9 protein-coding genes are annotated in these 13,090 nt (G+C 40.8%); 4 read left to right on the forward strand and 5 right to left on the reverse strand.

Features of this window, described 5'->3' with window-relative positions:
• Nucleotides 1-78: 78 nt before the first annotated feature.
• From V7L07_RS23235 to V7L07_RS23245, 3 genes are all read right to left on the reverse strand, one after another.
• Nucleotides 79-612: a reverse transcriptase N-terminal domain-containing protein gene (locus V7L07_RS23235; RefSeq protein ID WP_335061216.1), complete on the reverse strand. Its 534-nt coding sequence runs from the start codon at nucleotides 610-612 to the stop codon at nucleotides 79-81.
• An 831-nt stretch (nucleotides 613-1,443) separates the two neighbouring features.
• Nucleotides 1,444-1,812: a Crp/Fnr family transcriptional regulator gene (locus V7L07_RS23240; protein ID WP_335061217.1), complete on the reverse strand. Its 369-nt coding sequence runs from the start codon at nucleotides 1,810-1,812 to the stop codon at nucleotides 1,444-1,446.
• 348 nt (nucleotides 1,813-2,160) lie between these two features.
• Nucleotides 2,161-2,916, reverse strand: coding sequence for a TspO/MBR family protein (locus tag V7L07_RS23245; RefSeq protein WP_335061218.1), 756 nt, complete (start codon nucleotides 2,914-2,916; stop codon nucleotides 2,161-2,163).
• Nucleotides 2,917-3,461: 545 nt separating this feature from the next.
• On the opposite strand from V7L07_RS23245, the gene V7L07_RS23250 reads away from it, so the two are divergent.
• Nucleotides 3,462-4,079, forward strand: coding sequence for a hypothetical protein (locus V7L07_RS23250; protein ID WP_335061219.1), 618 nt, complete (start codon nucleotides 3,462-3,464; stop codon nucleotides 4,077-4,079).
• 162 nt (nucleotides 4,080-4,241) lie between these two features.
• Complete coding sequence (locus tag V7L07_RS23255; RefSeq protein WP_335061220.1) at nucleotides 4,242-5,066, forward strand: M90 family metallopeptidase; 825 nt, start codon at nucleotides 4,242-4,244, stop codon at nucleotides 5,064-5,066.
• Nucleotides 5,067-5,394: 328 nt separating this feature from the next.
• Here the strand turns inward: V7L07_RS23255 and V7L07_RS23260 are convergent, their stop codons facing one another.
• Nucleotides 5,395-8,265: a choice-of-anchor D domain-containing protein gene (locus tag V7L07_RS23260; RefSeq protein ID WP_335061221.1), complete on the reverse strand. Its 2,871-nt coding sequence runs from the start codon at nucleotides 8,263-8,265 to the stop codon at nucleotides 5,395-5,397.
• Between the two features lie 409 nt (nucleotides 8,266-8,674).
• Nucleotides 8,675-10,210, reverse strand: coding sequence for a hypothetical protein (locus tag V7L07_RS23265; RefSeq protein WP_335061222.1), 1,536 nt, complete (start codon nucleotides 10,208-10,210; stop codon nucleotides 8,675-8,677).
• Nucleotides 10,211-11,131: 921 nt separating this feature from the next.
• Between V7L07_RS23265 and thiD the strand changes: the two genes are divergently transcribed.
• Together thiD and V7L07_RS23275 are read left to right on the forward strand one after the other, a co-directional pair.
• A complete protein-coding gene (gene thiD, locus V7L07_RS23270; RefSeq protein ID WP_335061223.1) occupies nucleotides 11,132-11,992 on the forward strand; it encodes a bifunctional hydroxymethylpyrimidine kinase/phosphomethylpyrimidine kinase in 861 nt (286 codons plus the stop codon).
• Between the two features lie 206 nt (nucleotides 11,993-12,198).
• The gene (locus tag V7L07_RS23275) at nucleotides 12,199-12,810 is read left to right on the forward strand and encodes a cell division protein ZapB (RefSeq protein ID WP_335061224.1); all 612 of its coding nucleotides are present in this window, start codon (nucleotides 12,199-12,201) and stop codon (nucleotides 12,808-12,810) included.
• Nucleotides 12,811-13,090 lie beyond the last annotated feature (280 nt).

Here is a 13,090-nt window from a genome sequence, read left to right on the forward strand (position 1 = left end):
GTTAGCACAATACAATCTTTGGTCACTCAACATCAGGAACTTCTCACTGTGCTTGAGTTTCAAGCTCTTAAATACTGATTAGACAGCCAGGGGTTTTTGCTTGATTACCAAATATATTGCTTCTATCGCGTCGTGGCATGAGCGTCCTGGTCTGAACCCGTATGAGTTAGGCTCAAATCGCGCTTCCCATTCTGGCTCTAATGCCAGTTTGACAAGTGCTTGCAAGGCTCGGTCTTTCATTGTAGGTATGCCCAGAAGTCGCTTCTCTTCCGTTCCAGGCTTGGGAATCCATACACGCCTAGTTGGGCTGACCTTTGTACCCAGATTTAGATTTCCAGTAAGTTCTAAACGTTGCTTTGGAGTTAGCGATTTAACGCCGTCTACACCCGCCGTCTTTTTCCCCTGGTTATCCTGGGTAACTCTACGAACCGCTAAAGCTCTTGCTGACCATGACTTCATCAGTGTTTTTTGGAGTCTGCGATATGCTTTTACATCACCACGGGCAGAGGCTTGATAAATTCTCTTTTGGAGCTTATACACGCTACGCTCTAGCTTACGCCAGTTAATAGAGTGCCATTCCACCATCAGTTGTTGAGACTGTGTATTAGACATATATACTCACTACTTGGGACTTTATCATCCAAATCACCGTAAGTCTGTCTGCATATTCTGGGCATTACCCCAGACATTCGCTTTTGACTTAATCTCTCCTACTCGCTGCATACGGTTAGCACCTACTCAGGGATTCGACCACCTGAGAGCAGACGAGAGGTTATCTCGTTCCAAATGACCATACTGTGTACCTTTAGAGTGATGCTATTCGCCGGGTTTATTGGAAGTGCATGTTGGTCAATGGCATACTTGCCAACTCCTTATCCTGTGCCTTTTTGGCTTCAGCGCACTAAGCCTTATTCCGCTGATCTGGTGTAACGACGATTCAAACGCATCTTCAAGCCGAAGCTTTTACTCATGGGTACTTTGCTCGATGCTTACCAACTTAGGCTGTTAGTAATAACACCTTTTCACCCCGCTTCAGGCGTTGATGGCTAGTCTCAAACCTGGGGGTGATGCTTTCACCGTTGCACCTACGGGGTAGGATTTGAGGGTTCTAGGATATTAACTCTCACCTACATGGTCATTCAGTTGTCAAGGTTCAATACCTTGCGGCTAATCCTCCAGACCCTAATGGGTCTTAGTTTCTAGCCAACGATTCGCACATTCCCATCCCCATTTCAATAATCAACCGTTTACGTGCCATTGCTACCTCAGGTAAATTCCGCATTTTTCACCAAAAAAGGCAGAAGCCAGAGAAGCCACTTGGCAGAAAACCGCACTATCTGACCAAATCAGAGATTTAGTGTCCTGCAAAATGCTCTCTACTAGACGCTTCCCAGTGGGGAACAACACTTGTCAGCGACTTCTACTCCTGCCTTCTGAGGTGCTTTAGATGATATGCTGCAAGCGACTCAGACGTTCTGAGTAACTTTTCATCACCTGTAGAGCAAACACGGGTGTTTCCTGAACCGCAAAGAGAAACCCTTCCCGATCGAGGAAACCTAGCTTGCTATCCACCTTGGCAATAGCTGAGTAAGTTCTATTTTTTACTCCTACGAGTACCCCGGCACCAAAAACTTCGCCCGTTTCAATGCTTTCTACAATCTTGCCATTGACTAATATATCTACCTCTCCTTCGAGAATGCCATACATTTCATCACCAGGCTGTCCTTCTTCAAAGATGACTTGGCCTGCTGAAAATGCTTTAGGATCGGGTTGTTTTTGAAAGATACTGACTGTTACCACAGGACTTAGCATTAGAGCAACCCCAAAATTCTTTGTTTTTAAACGAAACTTTTAGATAGCTTTAGACGAACCCAAAAAAGTATACTACTTTCTGTTGATTAACTTTCAACCGCCGCAAAATTCATGATTTAGTCCCCTGACTTTTCACCTCATCTAGCAATCCATCTGAAATTTTGAATTTTTAATTGTTAATGTGGGGCGGGCGTCTCGCCCGCCCAGTAACCAAAGGCACTCATATTGCCCACCCCACAAGATTGAATAATTTATTTCTTGTAAGTCCCTAAAGCGAGACTATGGGCACACACTAAAAAGTCAAGTGATATTTTTCCTTGCTTTCTTGTCTTGGTAAATTTTGAGGATTTATTTCTCCACAGGCGTTAGTTTTAAAGGATACAGTGGCTCAGAGCCATTTAATTGCCAAATTCTAAATACCAATACAGCAGCTAAAGTTAGCCATACACAAGAAAATGATAAAGTCATTCCCGCTACAGGATTAGTTTGCCAATAAATTGCCGTCACCATTACAGCAGATAACCAAGGGCCTAAAATAACTACAGGAACAGCTGCACCTAATCTCCGTTCTACAGTAAAAATCGTATTCCAGGTATCTCCTAAAGCCAGATGTACCACAAACAAAATTAAAGGTAGCACTAAAAACTGGTGATTCATTTGCTGCCAAAGCAATACAGAAGAAATTACCCGCAAAACGGCAATTATCATCCAAACTATAGGAAATGCTAAAGGTGGAGGAGACCATCTTGGTCTGATTACCTGGTCATAAGTCTGACGAGAACGGGTATTATCTAAAAGAGAAAAGATTCGGGAACGGATACTTAATAGAGCAAAAAATAATCCAGTCAATACAGTACTCAACCAACGAGGAAAATAAGAATTATTATCAATCAATATTACTAATTTTTCCATAATCAGTAGCACGAGAATCATGACTAATATTTGTAGGATAGTCCCTAGTGTATAAACTAAAACTGCTCTGACATCTAATTCTTGTGTAGTAGCTATTAATGTATTTGAAGACTGTTCTTGATTAAGAGTTTTTACTCCCATCACTGTATTGACAAAGTTTTCAAGTATTCCTGTATTATTGGATTTATTCATAATTAAGAGATTGTGCCTAGTTGGTAATTAGTAGTAGTCAGTTATTATATGATGTCTAATGGCTAAAAATAATTTTTTTTAGGCTCTTTTAACGTCAGAGTTTTTGAAGAAGAATTCAGAAATCAGAATGGGCTACGCCCCACTGCGCTAACAGGAACGGAGACGTTTCCGTTAGCTCCAATTAGAATCAAGACACTCAAATACTTGCTATAGCGTTTCCTAATCACATTAGGTACATCATAGCCTCCTCATCGCTTGCGGGGAGGGGGTTGGGGGTGGGGTTGCTGTACCTCACTCGATAGAGAAACGCTATAAAGCAATGCTTACAGTCGGAGATTCAGACCTGCAACTGATTGTTCGCCTTTGGTGTCTCCCCTTGGGAGAAGACCACCATATTGAAAATTTGGTGGGGGTTTTAAACCCGTTTATTTATCTACCAGTCCCACATAATTCATTCTGAATTCTGGCTCCTGACTCCTGAATTCTGTTTCGATAAGTTGCGAATCTAATGTAGAGTTTTTTATAAGTGATATTTAGGAAAAAACGTGGAATTTCAGAAGTTATTGTATATTTTTACTCTAGTCAAGATTGCTACGTTCCCTCTAGGTGTACCTGTATTTGCTCAAATCACACAGACTACCTCCAATTCTTCACAGTCGAGTTGTCGTGAAACTAAAGTAGATACTCCGATTTTTCAAGAACCTTCAACATCATCGAAGGCTATCAGAATATTGTCGGCAAAAACAAAGATTAATTTAGCATATATACCAGCTAGTGGAGATAAATTTGTCAGAATCAAATCTCCGACTTCAGGATTTATTCAAACTGCTGTGCTGAAATTTTGTCAGACGAATAACAACGCTCAAACCCTGTGGACTAAACCTACTATTGGCAGTGCATGTCGGCAAATTGTACAACCTGTAACTTTACTTCGCCAACCAAGTACAAAAGGAGCTTTTATTACAACACTTAATCCCAACGCAATCGTGTTTGTGAACTTGGTTACAGGTAATATAGTTAAGTCATACAAATCAGAAAATTACATTTGGGTAGAAATCGACCTTTCTAGAAGTTTCCCTGGAGAGTTATCTGGTAATGGTTGGATAGCCAATACTGACTTAGTAAATACTCCCAGATTAAGCAATCTGGCTTATTGTAGCTAGTATCTTATTTCGCTCAATATCTCCACCAAACATGATTTTTCGTTGCGCTTTTGACTGCACAGCAATAGCCTTCACATTTTTCAGTATTTGCTATAGGCAACACAAAACAAGTGCCTTTATGAAAATCTTTCGGTTAAACACTTGTAACCTGTTAAAAAATTAATGATTAAAACAATAGTTATCTTTTTTACCATTGGGCTAATTATTGTTGGGATTTTAGTCAATCCCATTCTAGTTAAAAGGCGAAGAAAGCGTCTCAAATATCGTCCTTTTCCTCCCCTTTGGAGTGCCATTATTGAGAATAATCTTCCTATTTACCCTTGTCTTTCTCCCGATGAACTTAGACGACTTCAGGGACATATTCAAGTGTTTTTAGCAGAAAAGCAATTTATTGGCTGTAGAGGATTACAAGTTACAGAAGAAATGAAACTGACCCTTGCTGCTGTTGCCTGTTTACTCCTACTCAATGAACGTGGGCAGTACTTTCCTAGACTTCGTTCAATTCTGGTGTATCCCAATGCTTATTTTGTTCAGGAAACGACTGCTATTGGAAATTATGTTGTTGAAGAAAGGCGTGTGGCAAGATTAGGCGAATCGTGGACAACTGACCAAGTAGTAGTATCTTGGGAACAAGTGAAACAAGACACTGCTAACTGGAGCGATGGACGTAACGTTGTACTTCATGAATTCGCCCATCAGTTGGATCAAGAGGATGGTAAAGCTGAAGGAGTTCCTATACTGCAACATAACTCAGACTATCCGATTTGGTCGAAGGTGATGACAGAAGCATATCAGCAACTTTGTAACGATCTTCAACAAGGCGTAAAGACAGTAATGGATAGCTATGGCGCAACAAATCCCGCGGAATTTTTTGCCGTGGCGACTGAGACATTCTTTGAGAAACCGCACCAATTGTTGTCCAAGCATCCAGCACTTTATGAGCAATTACAACGTTACTATCAATTAGATCCTGTGCAATGGGTTTAAACTACAGCAGATTGCCTGACTTTTCACGGTATCTGGAAAACCTCTCTCTAAATCTCTCTCCTTGTAGGAGAGAGACTTTGAATTTTCCCCCTTCCTGAAACAGGAAGGGGGCTAGGGGGTTAGATCAATCGTTAGCTTTTCCACATGACGTGAAAAGTCAGAGCAGATTGCAAGTTAATAAATTGTAGGGACGCAATAAACATATTGCGTCCCCTATAAGTCAATACAGTTCAGATAGAGCAACAAAACCCTGATGTAGAGACGCGATTTATCGCGTCTTCAAAAACCAATTATCTACACCAATAACCCTTAATTAAACCGTATCGGGTTATGCTTGAATGATGAAGTCAGAGGCAGTAAGAGTAGGCTTACCAGTCAGTTGTGCAAATTGACCGCCACTGCCGAAACCAGCAGCGCTACCATTTTGATTGTATAGTAATTGCCCAGTTGCAGGGTCGTAGATAATTAGAGCATTACTAACTGCCCCTAAACTAGTGATTTGAAAATCACTGGCGTTACTAAAACCCGTTCCGACAACAGAAGTAATGGCATTAAAGGTGGTCTTATCTAGAACAATCTTATCACCTTCAGAGTGATTGAAGTCAGCGATCGTATCAATACCCACAGCAGCGCTAGTAAAAGCAGCATTGGTGTTGTAGATGAAAGAGTCAGCACCTATACCACCCACAAGAGTATCATTGCCTTGTCCACCAATGAGAAGATCATTGCCAGCACCACCCCGCAGCAGGTCGTTACCACTTTTCCCATCGATGATGTCATTGCCCCCTTGACCATTAATCACATCGTTGGAGTTATCAAAACCGGTAACGTTATTGTTCAAGTCATTGAGGAAAGTAACGCTGTTTGTATTGAAAATGCTAGTTTGAGTGGAGTTAGCATTAATCACATCAAAGCTGTCGCTAACACTGGCTTGTCCATCAAATAGGATATTACCGATGGCGGATTGTGTTATCGATGCGGCTAAGTTCTCCAGGTTTTCTAACTGAAAGTTTTGCAGAGTGACTTTGGTATTAGCCACATTTTCAAAGGTGACTTCTAAATTATTGCCATTTTGAGTTAATTGCAGATTTCTCGCAGTCAAGCCAGCCCCAATAAATTGCAAGGTATCTACTTTGGCAATCACCGCAGCCGAAGGGTTTGAGCTAGTACCTACACCACCAAAATCGGTGATGATGTCATTGCCGTTGTTTGGTCGGGTAATAAAGATGTCATTGCCGGCTGTGCTATTAATGATTTTGGGTTTGACTGTACCACTTATGGCAAAGTCAAAGGGGCTTTCGTTACTATCGTTGTTGCCTAAAATCAGAGTGCCACTATAAGTGCCGGATGTAGTGGTGTTGAGTGCCACCGATATAATCGTGGAAGCATTAGCAGCCACACTCGTCGGAAGAGTCCCAACTAAACTAAATCCATTGGGAAGTTGAAGATTACTCAGGTTGAGTGCGGCTGTACCGGTGTTCTTGATAGTAAAGGTTTTGGTCAGGGTATTACCAACGGTGACATCACCAAAGTTAATCGCTGTAGTGCTGCCATCTGCAATATCAACTGTGCCATTCAGAACTTGAATTTCTGGAGTAGGAACAGGCTTAACTATGCCACTAATAACAAAGTTAAAAGGACTTTCATTACTATCGTTGTTGTTTAAACTAAAGCTGCCACTATAAGTGCCGGGTGTAGTGGTGTTGAGTGCCACCGATATAATCGTGGAAGCATTAGCAGCCAGACTCGTCGGAAGAGTCCCAACTAAACTAAATCCATTGGGAAGTTGAAGATTACTCAGGTTGAGTGCGGCTGTACCGGTGTTCTTGATAGTAAAGGTTTTGGTCAGGGTATTACCAACGGTGACATCACCAAAGTTAATCGCTGTAGTGCTGCCATCTGCAATATCAACTGTGCCATTCAGAACTTGAATTTCTGGAGCAGTAGTGGTGATGCGCGGAGCTTCGTATGCGCCAATGTCAATCAATGCAGTGCCATTGCCATCACCATCCAGAGGAATATTTCCAGTAATGGCATTCAAGGCATTGGAACCAGCATCGATAGCAGGACTTCCAGGTTTAAGTGCAAAATTCTTTCCAGCAGCATTCACAAATTGGGGATCTTTACCCAAAATATTCTGTAACCCTGTGGCGTTTGGATTACTTGAAGCTTGGAAGGCATTAGAGTTATAAACAAGGTTGCGATCAAAGGTTATATCTGTGGCGTATTTGATCACATTGGCTTTTTGATTGTCGCTTGCATATAGAATGTTGTTGTTGACACGTACATTATCTGAGTAAGAAACATTAATTTCTCCATTATTTGTGAGAACACGGCTATTTTGGTAAGCTGTGTTATTAACAACATCTACATTAACCGCTTTAAAAATGTCAATGCCAGAGCTACCATTGTTGTAGACTATGTTATTTGCAATTAATGCCTTACCTGTATAAGCTACACCACTTTTAGACTGCATAGTGGTGTCAAGCATAATACCGTGTCCTTCGGTGATTTTACCAACTACATGCCACGGAACAAGACTTTGATTATCGTAGACAATGTTATCTCGAAAAATCATCCTGTAGTCAGTAGTATTGTTATCGAAATTAAAACTGCGAAGAGTGGTAATTCCCTGATTACCATAAGGCGAATACCAAGCATTTCCTGATACAACATTTTTCTCAACTGTAATGTAGTCTGTATCACTGATTGCAATACCTCCACCTGGAAAGTTACTAACTGTGTTACCAGTGATGACAATGTGATGAGGATTAGTACCACCGACTCCCTGGCTATTTGTCCAAGGTGCTACATAAATTCCATTGGCAGTAGTTAAGGGGTTACTCAGGTTATTTTTCTGTTGTAAGGCATAGTCTAGAGTGATATTTTGCCGATTGCCTTCAAAGGTAAGTCCTTCAACCCGCACGTAGGATGAACTAAATATATTCATCCCACCTCCCGTTGTTATGAGCTTAGGCGTAGCTCCTGGATAGGCTTTGATTGTTGTCCAGTTGTTTGGTGAGCCATTTTTGTTAAAAAGCGTAAATCCTTTATCATAAGTTCCGTTCATGACATAGAGTGTGTCACCTGTTTGCAGTTGAGATACGGCTTTTGTCAGGGAGCGAAACGCATTTTGTTCGTTTAAACCATTACTTCTATCATTGCCTGTTCCAGAAACGTAGTATGTTGTGCCAGCCATTTGTTTTCTCCGAATGAGTGTAAGGGAAATTGATTAGTAATACACTTTCAGCAACTTTTTTCGGTTGCTAAGTAGTTATTTGAATAGGTCATATATTTGGACTGTTAAAGACAGTCACAGTTGTCCGATCGCGATTTCAAATCGCATCGGTTGTAGAAACACTGTTGTAAAACTGAAAATTTTTCTCTTGTCAACCGTTGAAGGTTGAGCTAAGAGTATTGATACGGTCAATCGTCAGGGTTTTGTTGAGAGCTATCGGACGATTAGCGAGTAAATACTTTGTTTATAGATTTGTCGTCAGATATTGTCTGATTAGCAAGACTAGAGGTCTAATTGAATGGTATCTTCATCTTTAGTAGCTGCGATCGCTACTCTCTATAAAATCTAGATTCTGGTTTTTCACACTGCATCAAAAATAATCTTTCAAAAATGCCCTAAATATATTTCGGACAAGGATGACGAGGACTAAAATCGCGGAACTTGCGAGCAATGCGGGACTCGTCGGAAGAGTACCGACCAAACTAAATTCTTCGATAAGCTGAAGATTATTCAGATTGAGTGCAGGTGTAGTAGTATTATTGATGGAAAAGGCTTTACTGATTAGGGTGTTGCCAGCTATGGTGTCACCAAAATTAATCCCAGTAGTACTACCATCTGCAATCTTAACTGTGCTATTGAGAGCTTGAATTCCAGGGGTAGGAACTTGGTATGTACCAAGATGAAGATATGCACCGAGATCAACTGCTGCAATACCAGTACCATTACCAGTGATGCTATTGAAGGCATTGGAGCCAGCATTGATCGCAGGACTTCCAGGTTTGAGCGCAAAATTACTTTGAACCGCATTAACAAATTGAGGATCTTTACCCAAAATATTCAGCAACCCTGTGGCGTTTGAATTACTTGAAGCTTGAAATTTGTTGGAGTTATAAACAAGGTTGTGGTTAAAGTTTACATTTGTAGCGTACTTGATGGAATTGGCATTTTGATTGTTGCTTGCATACAAAATGTTGTTGTAGACACGTACACTGTCTGAGTAAGAAACACCAATTTCTCCATCATTTGTAAGAACACGACTATTCTGATAGGTTGTGTTGTTAACAACATCTACATTATGAGCCTTAAAAACATTAATACCAGAACTACCATTATGGTAAGTTATGTTATTTGTAATCAAAGTTTTACCTGTATAAGCTACACCACTTTTAGACTGCATAGTGGTGTCAAGCATGATACCATGTCCTTCAGTGATTTTGCCTGCTACGTACCACGGAATCAGACTTTGATTATCGTAGATAATGTTACCTCGAAAAATCATCCTGTAGTCAGTAGTATTGTTATCGAAATTAAAACTGCGAAGAGTGGTAATTCCCTGATTACCATAAGGCGAATACCAAGCATTTCCTGATACAACATTTTTCTCAACTGTAATGTAGTCTGTATCACTGATTGCAATACCTCCACCTGGAAAGTTACTAACTGTGTTACCAGTGATGACAATGTGATGAGGATTAGTACCACCGACTCCCTGGCTATTTGTCCAAGGTGCTACATAAATTCCATTGGCATTAGTTAAGGGGTTACTCAGGTTATTTTTCTGTTGTAAGGCATAGTCTAGAGTGATATTTTGCCGATTGCCCTCAAAGGTAAGTCCTTCAATCCGCACGTAGGATGAACTAAATATATTCATCGCACTTCCCGTTGTTATGATCTTAGGCGTAGCTCCTGGATAGGCTTTGATTGTTGTCCAGTTGTTTGGTGAACCATTTTTGTTAAATATCATCCCTACGCTACCGTAAGTCCCGTTCATGACAAGGATTGTGTCGCCTGCTTTCAACTGAGGAAGGTAAACTGCTTTGGCTATTGTGCGGAAGGGAGTTGTCGTAGTCAAGCCATTGCTATTATCATTGCCTGTTCCAGAAACGTAGTATGTTGTGCCAGCCATTTTTTTACTTCAAATGTGTATAAGGGGAATTGGTAGAGTAAACTCTCAACAACTTTTTTCAGTTGCTAAGTAGTTATTTGAACAGGTCATCTGTCTGAACTGTTAAAGACAGTCCTAGTTGTCCGATCGCAACTTAAGATTGCATCAGTTATAGAAACGCTGTTGTCAAAGTGAAAATTTTTCTCCTGTTTACCTTGATGCTTGAACTAGAGATATTGATACCGTCAATCGTCAGGGTTTTGTTGAGTGTAATTGGACGATTAGGAGGTAGACACTTCGTCTCTAGAGTTGTTGTCAAACATCGCCTGATTAACAAGGCTGGATCGAGTCAAATTGAATTGTATCTTCATCTGTTTGTAAGCCAGTTTTACCATCTGCTATATTTGATACGGCGATGATATTTGGCATAATAATTCTTCTGAACTTTATCCGTTGTTTTAAGTTAGGAAGTTGCCAAATTGGCATGGTAAAATCTACCCCTAACTGATAACTGGGGACTTAAAGTTATAGTGGTCAAAGTTAAATTGGTTGAAACTTTAGTAGGTTGACCCCTTAAGTTAAGGGAACTAATGTAACAACTTAGTCGAACTTGTTCTAAGCGGTGTAACTGAGCCTTGTGAACTTAATCAAAAGTAACCTTTACAAATAGTAGTTGTTATCAGTAAATGCCCTGAATATAGTAAAATTTTTTACAACAAACCCCAAAATACTATGGAAGTATCTGGTGGAGTCCTGTTAATTTACAGGGTTATATGGGAATAGAAAGCTCTTTGTGCGAGGATTTGATGAAGTTGATCTCAATATTTTTAAAGAAAGCGATGCCTTTTACAAGCCCCTAAATTTATTTATGGGGATCAATAATGCAAGAATTTTGAATTCGGAGCAAAGCGACGTGACGCCAATTTACTTAATCTTCATAATATGAACACTGAAATCAAGTCCAGAATACCTGTTGCTTTAACCATTGCTGGTTCAGATAGCGGTGGCGGTGCAGGAATTCAAGCTGATTTACGCACCTTTGCTTTTCACTGTGTCCACGGTACTAGTGCCATAACTTGTGTAACGGCACAAAATACTCTCGGAGTGAGGAGGGTTGATGCCATGCCAAGAGAGGCTGTTGTGGCACAAATTCAGGCAGTAGTTGAGGATATTGGCATACAAGCTGCCAAAACGGGTATGTTGCTTAATCAGGAAATTATCTTTGCTGTGGCCCAGCAAGTGGAAGCTTTACAAATCAAGAATCTAGTTGTTGATCCAGTAATGGTGTCACGTACAGGGGCACAATTGATTGATGATGATGCAGTGAAGACTCTGTGCTATACCCTGATTCCTAAAGCGGTTATAATCACGCCTAATCGCTATGAAGCCCAGATTTTGAGCGGTTTACAAATTAATTCTTTGGAGGATATGCAGAAGGCTGCTGAAATTATTCATAAGACTTTAAGAACGAAGGCTGTTTTAGTCAAGGGTGGGGGTATGCAGGGAGACTTGCGTGGTGTTGATATCTGGTTTGATGGGGACAAGTTAGAAGTTTTGACTTGCCAGCAAGTAGAGACAAAAAATACCCACGGTACTGGTTGTACACTATCGGCTGCGATCGCTGCTAATCTAGCTAAGGGAAAAGACTTGTGGCAAGCAGTACAACAGGCAAAGGAGTATGTAACTACTGCACTTACTTACGCCCTAGATATTGGCGAAGGGCAAGGCCCTGTTGGACACTTCTTTCCATTGTTGGGACTGGGGACTAGGGACTGGGACAGGGAACTAGGGACTGGGGATTAGAGAAAAGTTTTCTTAGTACCCAATACCTAATACCTAATACCCAATACCCAATCCCCAATCCCCAATACCTAATACCTAATACTCAATAAAAAATCTTTGCCCTTTCGGCATTTTTCTATTATTCTTGGGCATAGTTTGAGGGCTAACTATCTCTGTTAGCATCTCTGTACGATCTAATTACCTTGATTTTTAATACCAACCCCCCAATGCGAACAACCATAGGTTCTGTTCACAGAAATTCGCCAATACCGACTACTCAAGCCTACCCTCCCTCTGTACCACTATCTGTATATAGGGAATTGTCAACAGAGTTGCAAGCAGCACAGGCGAGGCTAAATGCACTCACCACCCAAAATCAGCAATTGGCACAAGAAAATCAACTATTGCGCCAAGAAATTACCAAAGTCGTTGAGTCTTTTTCCCGTTTGCAAAATTTTGTGGATTCCCAGACTAAACCCAGTTATCATCAAGCTACCCAAGCTTCTGGTGACTTTCAAAGTGCCGCCAAACAGCCAGTAGCACCAGCGCGTCCACGTCAGCAGGTTTCTCGTTCACGTCCATCTGTTGTGCCCAAAACCCCACCAGAAAAAAGTCGCCGCCAAGACTTTCCTACACCTGCAACGGAAATAAATTTCCCGATACCAGAACCAGTTTTTATAGAAGAGCAACAAGTAAGTTATTATTATTCCACTACTGAGCCAGATGCCAAGGGAATCAATGGCTGGTGGTTAATTATCACTATCTTGTTAATTATGCTGACTGCCTTTAGTGCTGGATATTTCGTTGTGCGTCCCTTGTTTGAACATCAGAAACGTTAGTTGACATTCCCACAGTCAGCAGCAGCAGGCTTTCGGGCTACCGTGCAATTTGTCTGCAATCACTCTCTAAATATCGAGCAAATCTGCTAAATGGCGGAGTTGGTATATTATTGGGTTACAAAAGCTACATAAAATCCTAAATTGACAGCAACTTACTTATGTTAGAACTTCAAAGATTATCCAAATAAATCCTTGCTGGTTATCATGTCCTAAACCCTCAAGCAAAGCATCTACGATTTTAAAAAAGTGGTAATTATTACATATCTTTTAGGAAAAGCAC

It is taken from the genome of Nostoc sp. (genome assembly GCF_036916985.1).
Classification (GTDB): Bacteria; Cyanobacteriota; Cyanobacteriia; order Cyanobacteriales; family Nostocaceae; genus Nostoc.